General features: G+C 71.0%; 15 protein-coding genes. 9 read left to right on the top strand and 6 right to left on the bottom strand.

Annotation, left to right across the window (positions count from 1 at the left end; translation table 11 throughout):
* The first annotated feature begins 109 nt into the window (after positions 1-109).
* Positions 110-1,516, top strand: a complete 1,407-nt coding sequence (locus tag AMYNI_RS0105820; RefSeq protein WP_020667044.1) for an amino acid permease — start codon at positions 110-112, stop codon at positions 1,514-1,516.
* On the opposite strand, the gene AMYNI_RS0105815 is transcribed toward AMYNI_RS0105820, so the two are convergent.
* On the bottom strand, positions 1,498-2,640 hold the full coding sequence (locus tag AMYNI_RS0105815; protein WP_020667043.1) for an aminotransferase class V-fold PLP-dependent enzyme: 1,143 nt from the start codon (positions 2,638-2,640) through the stop codon (positions 1,498-1,500). The two genes, AMYNI_RS0105820 and AMYNI_RS0105815, sit on opposite strands and share 19 nt — an antisense overlap.
* Positions 2,641-2,800: 160 nt before the next feature.
* Here AMYNI_RS0105815 and AMYNI_RS43685 point away from each other — a divergent pair, with 160 nt between their 5' ends.
* Positions 2,801-3,760, top strand: a complete 960-nt coding sequence (locus AMYNI_RS43685) for a DUF222 domain-containing protein (RefSeq protein WP_245573881.1) — start codon at positions 2,801-2,803, stop codon at positions 3,758-3,760.
* A 43-nt stretch (positions 3,761-3,803) separates the two neighbouring features.
* Here the strand turns inward: AMYNI_RS43685 and AMYNI_RS0105800 are convergent, their stop codons facing one another.
* The 3 genes from AMYNI_RS0105800 to AMYNI_RS0105790 are packed head-to-tail and all read right to left on the bottom strand — an operon-like array spanning position 3,804 to position 6,669.
* Positions 3,804-4,559 carry a phosphotransferase enzyme family protein gene (locus AMYNI_RS0105800; RefSeq protein WP_020667040.1) on the bottom strand — a complete coding sequence of 252 codons (756 nt, stop codon included), beginning with the start codon at positions 4,557-4,559 and terminating at the stop codon, positions 3,804-3,806.
* A gap of 56 nt (positions 4,560-4,615) precedes the next feature.
* The gene (locus AMYNI_RS0105795; RefSeq protein WP_020667039.1) at positions 4,616-5,152 is read right to left on the bottom strand and encodes a helix-turn-helix domain-containing protein; all 537 of its coding nucleotides are present in this window, start codon (positions 5,150-5,152) and stop codon (positions 4,616-4,618) included.
* Positions 5,153-5,208: 56 nt separating this feature from the next.
* On the bottom strand, positions 5,209-6,669 hold the full coding sequence (locus AMYNI_RS0105790; protein ID WP_020667038.1) for a peptide ABC transporter substrate-binding protein: 1,461 nt from the start codon (positions 6,667-6,669) through the stop codon (positions 5,209-5,211).
* A gap of 89 nt (positions 6,670-6,758) precedes the next feature.
* On the opposite strand from AMYNI_RS0105790, the gene AMYNI_RS0105785 reads away from it, so the two are divergent.
* Positions 6,759-8,114 carry an LVIVD repeat-containing protein gene (locus AMYNI_RS0105785; protein WP_026360098.1) on the top strand — a complete coding sequence of 452 codons (1,356 nt, stop codon included), beginning with the start codon at positions 6,759-6,761 and terminating at the stop codon, positions 8,112-8,114.
* 7 nt (positions 8,115-8,121) lie between these two features.
* Here AMYNI_RS0105785 and AMYNI_RS0105780 read toward each other — a convergent pair whose 3' ends face one another.
* Positions 8,122-9,198, bottom strand: coding sequence for a questin oxidase family protein (locus AMYNI_RS0105780; RefSeq protein ID WP_020667036.1), 1,077 nt, complete (start codon positions 9,196-9,198; stop codon positions 8,122-8,124).
* A gap of 63 nt (positions 9,199-9,261) precedes the next feature.
* Between AMYNI_RS0105780 and AMYNI_RS0105775 the strand changes: the two genes are divergently transcribed.
* The 3 genes from AMYNI_RS0105775 to AMYNI_RS0105765 all read left to right on the top strand — a co-directional run bounded on the left by AMYNI_RS0105775 (position 9,262) and on the right by AMYNI_RS0105765 (position 11,559).
* Entirely contained in the window at positions 9,262-9,738 is a 477-nt protein-coding gene (locus AMYNI_RS0105775; RefSeq protein WP_020667035.1) for a MarR family winged helix-turn-helix transcriptional regulator, read from the top strand.
* Between the two features lie 99 nt (positions 9,739-9,837).
* Positions 9,838-10,698: an NAD(P)H-binding protein gene (locus AMYNI_RS0105770; RefSeq protein WP_020667034.1), complete on the top strand. Its 861-nt coding sequence runs from the start codon at positions 9,838-9,840 to the stop codon at positions 10,696-10,698.
* A gap of 66 nt (positions 10,699-10,764) precedes the next feature.
* Positions 10,765-11,559 carry a hypothetical protein gene (locus AMYNI_RS0105765; protein ID WP_157357262.1) on the top strand — a complete coding sequence of 265 codons (795 nt, stop codon included), beginning with the start codon at positions 10,765-10,767 and terminating at the stop codon, positions 11,557-11,559.
* Between the two features lie 17 nt (positions 11,560-11,576).
* Here the strand turns inward: AMYNI_RS0105765 and AMYNI_RS0105760 are convergent, their stop codons facing one another.
* The gene (locus AMYNI_RS0105760) at positions 11,577-12,125 is read right to left on the bottom strand and encodes an HdeD family acid-resistance protein (protein ID WP_020667032.1); all 549 of its coding nucleotides are present in this window, start codon (positions 12,123-12,125) and stop codon (positions 11,577-11,579) included.
* A gap of 133 nt (positions 12,126-12,258) precedes the next feature.
* Here AMYNI_RS0105760 and AMYNI_RS43680 point away from each other — a divergent pair, with 133 nt between their 5' ends.
* Genes AMYNI_RS43680 through AMYNI_RS0105745 form a run of 3 tightly spaced genes read left to right on the top strand, consistent with a single transcriptional unit; the run spans position 12,259 to position 14,069 of the window.
* A complete protein-coding gene (locus tag AMYNI_RS43680) occupies positions 12,259-12,771 on the top strand; it encodes a cupin domain-containing protein (RefSeq protein ID WP_020667031.1) in 513 nt (170 codons plus the stop codon).
* A 37-nt stretch (positions 12,772-12,808) separates the two neighbouring features.
* Positions 12,809-13,426: a class I SAM-dependent methyltransferase gene (locus tag AMYNI_RS0105750; RefSeq protein ID WP_026360097.1), complete on the top strand. Its 618-nt coding sequence runs from the start codon at positions 12,809-12,811 to the stop codon at positions 13,424-13,426.
* Positions 13,427-13,457: 31 nt separating this feature from the next.
* Positions 13,458-14,069, top strand: coding sequence for a pentapeptide repeat-containing protein (locus tag AMYNI_RS0105745; RefSeq protein ID WP_020667029.1), 612 nt, complete (start codon positions 13,458-13,460; stop codon positions 14,067-14,069).
* Positions 14,070-14,087 lie beyond the last annotated feature (18 nt).

Raw genomic sequence — 14,087 nt, 5'->3', positions numbered from 1 at the left:
CGCGGGCCATGGTCGCAGACTGCCTCAAATCTTTTAGGGCAAGTGAAACAGGCCGGTTTCGGCGGAGCCAGCGCCGATCGGGTGACCGGCTCGACGGGGAGAGAGCTTGATGTCCACTGAGGACACTACCGAGGTCGGACCTGCGCGGACGACCGGCCTGCGCCGGCTGCTGACCGGACGGCAGCTGTCCATGATCGGGCTCGGCGGCGCGATCGGCACCGGGCTGTTCCTCGGCTCCGGGCTGGCCATCTCCCAGGCAGGCCCGGCCACCATCCTGGCCTACGTCGCCTGCGCGCTGGCCGCGTTCGTGCTCGCCTGGGCGCTGGCCGAGATGGTGGTGGTGCATCCGGAGGCCGGTTCCTTCGGTGCCATCGCGCAGCGCTATCTCGGCCCGCTGGCCGGGTTCGTGCAGCGCTGGACCTACGGCTCGATCCAGATCATCGCGATCGGCGGCGAGGTGGTCGCGGCCGGGATCTACGTGCAGTTCTGGTGGCCGGACCTGCCGCTGTGGCTGCCGGTGGTGGTGTTCTCCCTGGTGGTGCTCGGCGCGAACGCGGCGGTGGTGCGGCTGTTCGGCACCATGGAGTACTGGCTGGCGATGATCAAGGTCGTCGCGATCGTGGTGTTCGTGCTGCTCGGCCTGGTGCTGATCACGGTCGGGCTGCCGGAAGCGCCGGCCACCGGGCTGGCCAACCTGACCGCGCACGGTGGCTTCCTGCCGAACGGGCTGTCCGGGCTGTTCCTGGCCATGGTGTTCGTGCTGTTCAGCTACCTCGGCACGGAGGTGGTCGCGGTGACCGCGGCGGAGTCGGAGAACCCGGTGCGGGACATCCCGAAGGCGGCCCGCCGGATGGTGCTCCGGCTTACCCTGTTCTACGTGCTGGCCATCGCGGTGGTGCTGACCGTGGTGCCGTGGCCCGAGATCGCGGCCGGCGGCGGGATCACCGCGAGCCCGTTCGTGAAGGTGTTCGCCGGGGCCGGTATCCCGGCGGCCGCGACCGTGCTCAACTTCGTGGTGGTGACCGCCGCGCTGTCCAGCGCCAACACGAACATGTACCTGGTCACGCGGATGCTGCACTCGCTTTCCGCGGACGGCTACGCGCCGAAGTGGCTCGGCAGGCTCAGCGGTTCGGGCGTGCCGCGCAACGCGCTGCTGCTGTCCGCGGCCGGACTGGCGCTGGCCGCGGTGCTTTCGGTGCGCCAGCAGAACGCCGCCTACCTGGCGCTGTTCGGGGTGTCGGTGTTCGGCGCACTGGTGGTCTGGATCCTGATCCTCGTCACGCACTGGGCGTTCCGCCGCACCAGGAAGGCGGCCGGGCTGCCGGTGGGGCGGGTGCGGCTGTGGGGTGCGCCGTGGACCTCGATGCTGGCCGCGCTGTTCCTGGCCGCCATCCTGGTGTCCACCGTCTTCGTGGACGGGCTGGACACCGCGTGGATGGCCGGACTGCCGTACTTCGCGGTGCTCGTGGTCGCCTACCACTTCGTCTCCCGGCGTCGTCAGCGTAAGGACCGGTAGTCGGCGAGCGCGGTGCAGAGCGCGTCGATGTCGGCGGAGTTGTTGTAGTAGTGGAAGGAAAAGCGCAGCACCTGGCCGCGGGCGGCGGCGAACACGCGGCGGTCGGCGAGGAAGTCCGCCAGCCGGTTCGGGTCGTCGTCGGCCAGCGCGACCTGGGGCCCGAGCGTGGGCCCGGCGGGCGCCCATACCCGCTCGCCCGCCTCCCGCAGCCGCCCGGTCAGCTCCACCGCCAGCTCGTCCACGTGCCGTTCCACCCGTCGTATGTCCACTCTGGACAGTAAGCGCAGGCCGGCGTTCGCGGCGTAGGCCGCCGGGATCGCCGGGGTGCCGGTCTCGAACCTGCGCGCCTCGGCGGGGAAGTCGAGCCGCCTCGGGTCGAAGGCGAACGGGTCGCGGCGGCCGAACCAGCCGGTCAGCTGTGGCGGCACCTGGTCGGTGAGGCCGGACCTGACGTACAGGAAGGCGATTCCGGGCAGGCCGAGCAGGTACTTCAGCGCGCCGGTGACCAGGTAGTCGCAGCCCAGCTCGCGCACGTCCACCGGGAGCACCCCGGCCGCCTGGTACGCGTCCACGAAGCTGCGGGCGCCGAGCCGCCGCGCCCGCGCCACCGCTTCCCGCACCGGCAGCCGCGCCCCGTTGCGGTAGGACGCGATCGGCACCGACACCAGCGCGGTCCGCTCGTCGATGGCGCCGAGCAGGTCTTCGGCGTCCACCCCGGCGCCGGTCTCGGGAAGGTGCACCGGCTCCGCGCCGCGGGCGGACTGGCCGAGCCAGACGTGGCCGATGGACGGGAACTCCATGTCCGTGGTGACCACCCGCGGCCGCTCGGACCAGTCGAGTGTCGACGCCACCTGGTAGGCGCCCTCCGAAGCGCAGGACACCACGGCGATCTCTGCGGGAGACGCGTTGATCAGCTCGGCGACGCCCTGCCTTGCCCGCTCCACCTCGGCCATCCAGCGCTGCCACGGCGCGCCGTGCCGGCGCAGGTCGTGGGTCAGCTCGGCCAGCGCCGCGGTCAGCTCACCGGAAAGCGCCCCCTGGCTGCAGCTGGCCAGGTGGACGGAGTCGGACAGGGGCGGGAAGCAGTCCCGGAACTGGGCGGCGGTCAGTTTCGGAGTGGCCAACCGGCACCGCCTTGCTCTAGTACGGCTGAATCTCTTTCAGTCACGCTAAAGTGGGGTGGGGGCTTAGTCAAGCTTCGAGTGGTTGGGTTTCGGGCCCGCCTTCCTCGCGGGCGGGCTCGGGTGCCCGGTTTTGTCGGGGGTCGCCGATAGGGTTGTGGGTATGGACACTGACAAGGCTTGTGAGTTGTTGAAGGACATTCAGGTTATTCAGGAGCAGAAGTGCCGGTTGGAGGCGGCACAGCTCCGGTTGATAGCGCGGTTGAATGAGATTGAAGAAAGAACCAGAGGGGTGCCGGCGAAGTTGGCGCTGGGGCTGGCGGTGACGGAGAACATGGCCGGTAAGCAGATCGCGTTGGCCGGGGCGTTGGCGACTCGGTTGCCGAACACGTTGCAGGCCATGGAATCCGGGGTCATCGACTCGTACAAAGCCTCGAAGATCTCTGATGCCACGGCGGTGTTGTCCGATGAGAAGGCGCGTGAAGTCGACGCCGTGATGGGCGACCGGCTGGCGGGCAAAAACCCCTCCGGACTACGGCGAGCCGTGAACCGCGCGGTCGCCCGAATCGACCCGAATGGATACGCCGCCCGGACCCGGCGCCGCCGCCTGGGCCGGAAAGTTGAACTGGTGCACCAAGGCAAAGGCATGTCCACCCTGATTGTCGATGTGCCGGTGGAAGTCGGCACCGCGATCTATGCCCGTACCGATCGTGAAGCACGCACCCTCAAGGTCAAGGGCGAACCTCGCACACTGGACCAGCTTCGGGCCGACGTGCTCGCCGACCGGTGCCTCCGCGAACGCGGCACATCGCGTAACCCGAAGGCCGGTGTGTACCCACTATGCCGACTTCGCCACCCTGGCCAGGTTGAACGACAACCCCGCCGAACCCGCCGGCACCGGCCCCATCCCCGCCCGACCGGCCAAGGAAATCGGCGACAACCTGGACGCGACCTAACACCGGATCGTGACCAAGCCGGTCACGAGTCTTCCCCATGGATGCCGGCCACAACCACTACCGGCCACCCGCAGCCCTCGACCGCTTCACCCGCACCCGCGACCGCGAATGCTGCCACTCTGGCGAAGGCCACACACCACCTAGCGGTTCGTCCAGCTCCTTTCTAGGGCGTGTCCTGGCGATCTTTAGGCGGCGTTCGTTCGCTGCTGCTCAGACCGCCCGAACTTCGGCGAGCCGCTTGACTGCGAACTGGTCGGTCCCGCTGGGGTCCCAGCACACGGCGGCTTCCCAGGCGGCCCGCGCTTGCGCGGCGCTGTCGTACGCCTCGTCGTTGAGACCGGCGGCGTTGTGCGGTAGCGCCAGGTCGAGGTCGGCGATGTCGACGTGCGACTCGTCCCAGTCGATCATCGCGACGCGATCCGCGGTCATGCGGATGTTGCGCGGGTTGGGGTCACCGTGGACGACGCACGTGGTGCGACCGGTGACTCGCGCCCACGCCGCTCGGCATCGAACGACGCCCTCTGGCGGCATCGCGCCGAGGTCGACCTTCGTTCCGGTCTCGGCGTGCAGGAGGTCGGTCGACGATCGCCAGCCCGGGCGTTGGGGCCAGCCGTGCGTGAACCGATGCAACCGGCGGAGTGTCTCGGCGACGCGACGCCAGTCGGCTTCGGTCTCGGGCGGTCCGCCCTCCACGTAGGTCATCAGCACCAGACCGTCGGCGAAGTGCCGGCCGTCCATGGTCGGGATCGGCACCGGCACCGGCATCCCTGCACGGTCGAGGTGTCGCAGCAGGTCGGTCTCCCACGCGAGATCAGCGTCACTGCGTTGGCCGAGACGACCGACTGCGAGGTGCCCGTTGACGCGCACGCTCCACACCTCGTTGACGCCAACTCCGCCAGTCAGCGGTTCGACGCGAACGACGTCATCACCCCACCGCTTGAGTGCCTCCCAGCCCACCGGCCACATCGTCGCAGAGGTTCATACCGCCCGATACCTGGCTCCCATGATCGACAGGACAGGCCCTAGTAGCTCGGTGGAGTGACCGAGAGCAGGAACCTGGCCGGTTTGGCCGTCTCGTTGCGGTAGCGGTGCGGCAGCCGGGAGTCGAAGCTGGCGCTGTCGCCGGGGCCGAGGTCGTGCCGCTCGCCGTCCACCTCGAGCACCATCCGCCCGGCCAGCACCACCACGCACTCGTCCGAGGGATGGCTCCACGGCTGCGGCGACGAGGCCGCGCCCGGCTCCAGCCTGCCCTCCAGCACCTCGACCTTGCCGCTGCCCGAGGACAGCCGGTGGTAGGTGATCCCGCCCTTCGGGGAGCGCACCGCCACCCTGGCGTTCTTGCGCACCACCGCGACCCGCTCCCCGGAGTCCTCCTGGAACAGGCTGAACAGCGGGGTGTCCAGCGCCCTGGCGATCCGCCGCAGCGTTTCCAGGCTCGGGTCGGTGATCCCGCGCTCGACCTGGCTGATCAGCCCGACCGAGACCTCGGCCGACTTGGCCAGCTCGGTCACCGTCATCGACCGGACCGTCCGCAGGTCCCGGATGCGTTCGCCAATCACGTGCACTCTCCTCGCGCGAGCTGTCGCGCGAAGCTTAGGCGTGAGAGGTGCAGGCTTCAGACAGACACCGCTGCCAGCTCCACACCCCGGAACGGCGTTGCGGTGACGTCGTGCACCCGCCCAGACCAGACCGCGTGCCCGTGCCCCGACCACAGCGGCGTCACCGGCAGGTCGCGCAGCAGCTGGTTCTCCGCCAGCCGGTACCGCTGCGCGCTCTCCTCCTGGCCTTTCGCGGCGTCGGCGCCGGCGAGCAGCTGGGCGAAACCCGCATCGGAGTACCCCGCCGCTTCCGCCACGGTGGCGAGCAACTCGTGCGGGCCGGGCGCGGTCAGCGGGACCGTCACGGTGAACGGCCCCGGCGCGGGCCCGCCCGCCGGCCGCGGCGCCGCGGTGATCTCGATGCCGAGCGCGTCCCGGACCTGCCCGGCCAGCGCACCGGCCCACCCTTCCTGGCCCTGGTCGTGGAACACGGTCAGCGGGCCGGTGAACGGCACCTGGCCGAGCAGCGACTTCGCCGCCGCCGCGTCGTGCGTGCACGGCCGGCAGGTGCCGGACCGCTCGCCGGGCGCCACCGCCGGGGGCAGCATCGACCGGGCCGGGTCCACCTGACGCCCGAGCGGGCCGGCCTCCAGCGCCGCGCGGTCCACCGCCATGGACACCGCGTACCGGGCGGTGGCGTTCTGGAACCGGCCGTCGGCGGAGGGAAAGGCCAGATAGGTCGCCTCCGGGAGCGGCCACATCACGTGCCGCTCGGCGAAGTCCTGATGCATGGCGTCGTGCCGTTCACCCGGCACCGCGGTGGCCAGGTCCAGACCACCGTCCCGCACCCGGTCGTACTGCCCGGTGGGGTCGGTGATCCGCAGCCGGATCTCCCTGGCCTTGCCCGGCGCTTCGGCCACCCGCACCAGCCGCCCTCCGGTGCCCGGACGCCACGGCTCCGCCATCCGGAACGGCCCGTTGCCCACCGGGTTCGCCGCGAACCCCGCCCAGTCCCGGGACTCGAGCACCGAGGCGGGCAGCGGGTACAGCGCCGGGGCCGCGAGCACGGCGGGCACCTGGGCGAACGGCCGGTCCAGGACCAGCCGGATGGTCTGCTCGTCCGGGGCGGTGATTTCCTTCGGCCGAAGAGTCTTGCGAAGCAGCGTGGAACTGGCCCACGGCTGACCGGAGACCGCGTCCCAGGTGTGCACATAGGACGAAGCGGTCACCGGCGAGCCGTCGTGGAACGCCTGCCCGGCGCGCAGCCGAATCGTCCAGGTCACCTGGTCCTCGCTGGTGACCGACTCCGCGGCCCGCGGCGTGACCTCGCCGGTCGCCGGTTGGTAGTCCACCAGCGGTGACCACAACGCGCCGGTCACCATCCGGCCGGCCTCATCGCGCAGGTCCGCGGGCAGCAGGCTCGCGGGTTCCGTTGTGCCGACGGTCAAAACGCCGGGTTCGGCGGGTTCGTCCGGCTCCGCGCAGCCGGTGAGCAGCAGCAGCGGCACCGCGAACAGGACGGCGAAGGCTTGGCGCATAGGCATGTTTAGCAGGTGGCCCGACGAAAGGCAGTTGTGTGCGCCGAAGAGTTCGTCCTACGCTGAGCCGATCTCTCTGGGAGGTAGACGTGCGTCGCTGGTTGCTCCGGTCTTCCCTGACTTTCGCGGTGATCTCGGCGACGCTGGTCGCCATCGGCCTGCCGGCGGACGCCTGCGAGGAGGACGCGCCGAAGGCCGCCTCGACGAGGGTGGCCGGCGCTCCCGGCGCGGTGAAGAACGTGGAGGCGGTTGGCAACGTGCCGGACGCCCAGGGCGCGATCGCGCTCGAGTTCCTCCAGTACCACCGCCGCGACATCAAGGACGTCATGCTGGTCTCCGGCGAGTTCGGCCTGAAGACCTACGACCTCACCGAGAACCCGAAGGCGCCAAAGCTGATCGGCCAGGTGAACCTGCCCGGCATGTGGGAGACCGAGAACACCGAGGTGGACCCGGTGCGCAAGCTGGTCTTCCTGTCCAGGGACCCGCGCGCGTTCGGCGGCACCACGGCCACCGGTGAGTCCGGCATCTACGTCGTGGACGTGGCCATCCCGGAGAAGCCGGTGGTGCTCAGCTACGTCAAGGTCCCGGCCGGGCACACCACCAGCTGCGTGTCGGGGTGCCGGTACCTGTGGACCGGCGGGCCCGCCAAGGCGGCCGACAACCCGGCGGACTGGGGCGGCCGCCCGATCTGGGTGACCGATGTCCGCAACCCCCGCAACCCCAAGGTGTTCCCGGACCCGATCGAGCTGGCCCGCAACGACGGCAAGACCGACTACGTGCACGACGTGCAGGTGGACGAGACCGGCGTGGCCTGGGTGTCCGGCCGCGGTGGCGTGCGCGGCTACTGGACCGAAGGCATCCACCGCGACCCCGTGCAGGGCGGGTTCCGCCGCGCGACCGCGACCAAACCGGTGCCCTACGCCGGCGGCGGGGTCGAGGAGACCGCCGCGCCGTCGAAGTTCATGCACAACAGCTTCCGCCCGGTCGGGCACCGGGCCGCGGACGGGGCCGACACCGCCGGCTGGGGCGCCGGGAACCTGATCTACGCCACCGAGGAGAGCTTCGTGGACGGCTGCGCCGGCGACGGCGTGCTGGTGATCTCCTCGCTGGAAGGCTCCTACGGCGGCCAGGGCTGGCGGTCCACTCCGGACGATCCGTTCCGGCTCAGGACGGTCGGCACCTGGAGCGTCGCCGGGCAGGAGGGCAGCGACCCGGCCTCCGGCGACTGCTCGGCGCACTACTTCGATGTGCGGAACAAGGTGCTGGTGCAGTCCTTCTACGAGCAGGGCACCCGGTTCCTGGACATCAGCGATCCGACCAACCCGACCCAGATCGCCTACTACCGGCCCGCCGACGCGAGCGCGTGGGCGCCGTACTGGCACCGCGGCTACGTCTACGTCGCGGACAACGCCCGCGGGGTGGACATTCTGAAGCTCACCAGGTGACCCGGGCTCAGCGGCGGGGGATCCGCCGCTGAGCGGCCAGCACCGCCGCCGGAAACCTCGCGTCCGGGCGGAGTGCGTGCTCGCGCAGGCTCGCCTCGGTGAACTTGATGACGTGCTCGTCGCCGTGCTCCACGGCCCGCCCGATAAGCTCGTCGAAACCGGGCACCTCGGTCTCCAGCGCCCGGCCGAGCACGCCGGATTCGTCCTGGCGATCGGTGGTGAAGGTGAGCAGCAGCGCGGTGTGCACCTGCCAGAGCGCGGCCAGCGAGGGCTCGTGCAGCTCGGCGGGCAGGTGCGGCAGCACGAGCCGGACGGCGGCGGGCGCGGTGACCCCGTGGATCAGCGGCACCGGGAAGACCTCGGGGTGGGCCAGGTAGATCCCGGCGAACTCGACGGTCATCTCGCTGAGCAGCCACTGCGGCCGTTCGGCCGCGACCGCGTCCAGCGACGTGAAGTACCCGTCCATCTCGTGCACCCGGCGCAACCGGGCCCCGGGACCACCGGGGGTCGCCGGGGTGCGCGGCAGCGCGGCCACGGCGCCGGCCAGGCTCAGCCGCCCGCCGAGCCGCGGGCTGCCGGGCAGGTCGAAGAACCTGGCCGCCCAGTAGGCCAGCCCGCGGGCCAGCTCGGTCAGCTGCAGCGGGCCGGGAGCCGGTGCCGCGGCGAGGCCGCGGACGGCGTGCGCGGTGCGGATCATGCCGTGCGTGAGCCCGGCGAGCAGGCCCGGCAGCAGCCGCGGCCACCAGCGGGCGAGCACGTCCCGCCACGGCCCCGCGTCCAGCTCGCGCCGGAAGAGCTGTTCCCAGTCGCCGGCACGGGAGAACTCGCCCAGCGCGGGACGCCAGGACGACTCGTCGGCGGCGTCGAGTGCGAACCGGGGCGCCGGCGGCTCGTGGTGCGGCATGGCAACGCGGTAGCCGTCGGTCCAGGCCGCGACGTCGTCGCCGTGGCCGAGTACGGCGAGCGCTTCGGCGCCCATCGGACCGTGATTGGCCAGGTCGCCGTCCGCACCGCGTTCGTAGCCGAGGTCGTCCAGGCGTTCCAGCGCGTCGTTGACGGCGTCGGTGTAGCCCAGTGTGGTCACGGGGAGCCTCCCAGTTTTGTTTTCACCAATAGTTGGTATATCCAAAGCTACTACGATCGAGGCATGACGCAAGGACGCAGGCGGGACGAGGGGCCGGCGGAGGCGCAGGTCCTCGAGGTGCTGGCGCACGTGCCGCTGCTGGCGGCGTTCTTCCGGCGTGCGATGGCGGAGATGCCGGACGAGCTGCGGGAGACCTATGCCAGGCACGGGCTGACCGCGCGGCACGGCGCGGTGCTCACCCAGTTGCTGCCCGGTCAGGCGCTGAGCGTCACCGAACTGGCCGGCCGCCTCGGCGTCTCGCTGTCCACGGCCAGCGAGCTGGTCGGCGACCTCAGTCGGGCCGGCATGGCCGAGCGCGGCGAAGATCCGGCCAATCGCCGCCGCACCCTGGTGACGCTGGCCGACGACCACCGCAGCGCGTTCGAGAAGTTCATCAAGCTCCGCTCCGAGCCGCTGCTGGTGGCGCTGGAGAACCTCTCGCCGAGGGACCGGGAAGGCTTCATCGCCGGGCTCACCGCCTGGGCCGCGGCCGCACAGTAGCTCTGAGGCCAGGAGCTTACCTTCTGGTACGTACTTACCAAACGTAAGCCCGACGCCTACCGTGATGGCGGAAGTGATCACGGCGTTCGGGAGGAAGTCTTGGCAAACGGGCAGCACACACTGGTCATCGGCGCGACCGGCAACGTCGGCGGCGAGGTGGTGGTCCGGCTGCGGGAGTCGGACGCGCCGGTACGGGCACTGGTCCGCGACCCGGCCGGTGCCGCGCTCCCCGACGGGGTGCGGGCGATCAAGGGCGACGTCGGCGAACCGTCCACAGTGGAGGAAGCGGCGGTGGGCGCCGGCCGGGTCTTCGTGGTCTGGCCGATGCGGCCACCGGAGGAAATGGGGCCGCTGGTGGACATTTTCGTCCGGCAGGGGGTGCGCCGAATCGTGCTGCTCTCTTCGGCCGCCGTGCGGGACGATGTCGAGGAGCAGGACAACCCGATCGGCGTGCTGCACGCCGCGCTGGAACGGCCGATCGAGCGTTCCGGTCTGGAGTGGACATTCCTGCGGCCGCACACCTTCGCGGCCAACACCCGGCTTTGGGCGGACGCGATCCGCAGCGAGGGCGTGGTGCGGGACGCGCACGGCGCGGCCGGGATGACCTTGATCCACGAGAAGGACATCGCCGCGGTGGCGGTGCGGGCGCTGACCGAGGACGGGCACGCCGGGGAAAAGTACGAGCTGAGCGGCCCGGAGACGATCACCCAGGTCGAGCAGGTGCGCACGATCGGCGAGGTGACCGGCCGTCCCGCCCGCTGGGAGGAGATTCCCCGGGAACAGGCCAGGCGGCAGTTGGTGTCGCGTTACCCGGCCGAGGTCGCGGATCTGATGCTGGACGGGTACGCGCGGATGGTCGACGAGCCGGTGCGGCCGACCGCGGTCGTGGAGAAGGTCACCGGGGTGCCGGCCAGGACCTACCGCGAATGGGTGGCCGACCACGTCGGCGAGTTCCGCTGAGCCGGCAACCTTCCCGCCACGGCGCGCGTGTTGCGCACGACATACCGGTGGGAGAGGGGAGTTCCGGTGAAGGGTTCACGGAATACACGAAGACGGGTTCAACTGTGGACGGCCGTGCTCGGCGTGCTGCTGATGTGCGCGGTGCCGGCCGGGGCGAAGTCGATCGACGGCGAGGCGGGCTTCCTCCAGGTGCGCTACGACGGGGAGCTGGTGTACTACTCGCACAACGGATCCGGGTTCACCGCGCACGAGCTCGGCTGGGGCTGGGGGCAGACCTCGCAGGTGGCGCTGGTTTCCCGCGAAGGTGCGTTCCTCGAGGTGAAGAACGGCATCCTGCGGCTGTGGACCTTCAACCCGGCCACCGGTTCCGGGCTCGCGCTGCTCGGCGACCTGATGGGCGGCTGGCAGAACACCAGGCTGCTCGCCGGCGTCGGGGACGCCACTGTGGACGGCCTGATCGACTTCGTGCAGGTGAACAGCGTGGGCCAGTTGCAGCTCTGGGTCGCCGGGGACACCGGTTTCCAGCTCGGCCGCACGCTGGGCCACGGCTGGGAGAACGCCAGGCAGCTCGCCGGGGTCGGTGACCACGGCCGGTTCGTGTCCATCAAGGACAACGGCGAGCTCTGGTCGTGGTCGGTCCCGCAGGCCGGCGAGGCCACCGGCCAGTTCGCCATGGGCGGCTGGGGCAACGTGCGGCTGCTCGGCCCCGGCGGTGCGGGGGAGTCCTTCGTCTCGTTGCAGCGGAGTTCGACCGGGGCGGACCGGCTCGTGCAGTGGAAGTGGGCGGTGGGGTCTGCGGGGGTCGGTTTCCAGCCCGTCCTGCACGACTGGGGCTGGGAGAACACCCGCCTGCTCGGCTGAGCGGATCAGGGCGGAATTCAGGAGCTGGCTTCGGCCACCCGGCTCAGCTTGCGCAGCCGGGCGCTGAACACCAGCAGTGCCACTCCGGCCGCGATCGCGAACACCCCGATCAGCCAGGCGATCGCGATCGCGCCGGAGACCGGCAGGAACAGCAGCAGCAGGCCGAGCACCAGCACGAGCACGCCGCGCAGCAGCCCGGACCACTCCAGCCCGCGCTGGGCGCGGTAGGCGAAGGCGCCGCCGATCTCCACGAAGCCGATCACCACGCCCCAGACCGCGATCAGCACCAGCAGCACGAGCGCGGTCATGCCCGGCCACACCAGCACCACGATCCCGGCGGCGATGCCGAGCACCCCGGCCAGTATCGCGGTGCCGCGGTGCGCGAGGCGGTCACCGGCGAACAGCGCGGACACGGTGAGCAGGATGCCGTCGGCGAGGGTGAACACGCCGAAGAGCACCACCAGCGCGAGCAGGGTCAGCCCCGGCCACACCAGCGCCATCAGGCCGAACAGGATGGCGAGCACCCCACGGATCGCGGTCAGCCACCAGAACCGGGTGAACAGCACGGTCGGCCCCTTCCGTCGCGGCGGGCACTGCCCTCTCGACCCTACGAGCCGCACCCCCGCTCCGGCCTCCCCAAACCCCGCACATCCCCCGAACGGGCTGCCCCGCCTCCAGACGCCGGTAGGGTCATCGGTCATGGAGCAGGAGGACGCGGCGGCCATCATCGCGAAACTGGGGCTGGCGCCGTTGCCGGTCGAAGGCGGGCTGTTCGTGCAGACCTGGCGCAGCGACGACGGGGCGGCGCCGGCTGGCACGGCCACCTGCGCCGCGCTGACCGGCGAGCCGGACTCGTTCGCCGCGATGCACCGGCTGCCGGTGGACGAGATCTGGCACTTCTACCTCGGCGACCCGATCGACCTGCTCCTGCTGCACCCCGGCGGCACGCACTCCACCCCGCGCCTCGGTTCGGACATCCTGGGCGGCCAGCACGTGCAGCTGGTGATCCCGGCCGGGCACTGGATGGGCGCGGCGCTGGCGCCGGGCGGGCGGTTCGGGCTGTTCGGCAACACCATGGCGCCGGGGTTCCACAGTGGACTCTATACCGGTGGCGAGCGGGCGGAGCTGGTGAAAGGTTGGCCGGACGCCGCCGATCGGATAGTCTCGCTCACCCGCGAGGGCACGGACGTCGCGATGCCGCCCGGCCTGTGAGCGGGTAACCGACCTGGGGAGGTCCGCCGTGACCGGGATGTCCGCTCCGTTCGCCTTCGACGCGATCGCGTCCTCCTACGACGAAGGCGGCTTCCACCGCGAAGTGGCCGAGAAGCTGGTCCAGGGGCTTTATCCGGTGCCGCATCCGGCGCTGGTGCTGGACGCCGCCACCGGGACCGGCGACGCGGCGATCGCCGCGGTACGACAGTTGAACGCCGAACGGGTGCTGGCGGTCGACCTCTCCGCCGCGATGATCGAGCGGGCGCGGGCGAAGTCGGCGGCGAAGGACCTGGTCGGGCGGATCGAATGGCGGGTCGGTCCCGCGGTACCCGCACCGGTCGATGAGTCCAGTGTGGACGTTGTACTTTGCGCTTCCTCGCTGCATTTCCTCGGCCTGGCGGCGCTGGCCGACTGGCTGCGGGTGCTCCGGCCGGGCGGGCGGCTCGCGTTCAGCCTCCCTTCGCCGGACACCTTCGGCCCCTCGGGCGCTTTCGCCGAACTGGTGGCTGCGGACGTCGCACTGCCCGGCGGAGTGGACGAGGCCGCCGCGATCGCCACCGCCGGCGGGTTCGAGCACGCGGTCGCGCACCGGCTGGAGGTGGCCGGGGACCCGGTCCGGGTGGTGTATCTCTGCTACGCCACCGTGCCGCGCTGAACTGTCGGACCCCGCGGTTAGCCTCGGCGTCATGACAACCCCGGTGGAGGACGAGACCTTCCGGAACGACGACTGGTACGGCGAGGAACTGGCCGGGCGGCACTACGTCCGGTGCGTGTTCGCCGACGTCGACCTGACCGAGGCCACCACCCAGGGCGTGGTCTTCGACGAGTGCACCTTCGACCAGGTGCGGTTCAACCTGTCCAAGCACACCGACTCGGCGTTCACCGGCTGCGTTTTCAAGGGCTGCAACCTGTTCGACGCCGAGTTCACCGGCTGCAAGCTGGTCGGCAGCAGGTTCGAGGAGTCCGTGCTGCGCCCGATGCGGGTGCTCGGCGGTGACTGGTCGTTCACCGGGCTGGCGGGGGCGGACCTGCGCCGCAGCACCTTTCAGGAGGTGCGGCTGCGCGAGGCCGACCTGACCGGGGCGAACTGCACGGACGCGGTGCTGGTCGACGTGGACCTCTCCGGTGCGCAGCTGCACGGCGCCCAGTTCACCCGCTGCGACCTGCGTGGAAGCGACCTGACCGCGCTCGACCCGGTGCACGCCGAGCTCACTGCGGCGATCATCACCCCGGCGCAGGCGGTGGTGGTGGCCGGTTCCCTCGGCCTGGTCGTGCACGGATCGGTCAGTTCTGGATAAGCCCGGCGCGGGGTGGCC

The organism is Amycolatopsis nigrescens CSC17Ta-90, assembly GCF_000384315.1.
GTDB classification, from domain to species: domain Bacteria; phylum Actinomycetota; class Actinomycetes; order Mycobacteriales; family Pseudonocardiaceae; genus Amycolatopsis; species Amycolatopsis nigrescens.
This window is presented reverse-complemented; position numbering and strand designations above follow the sequence as displayed.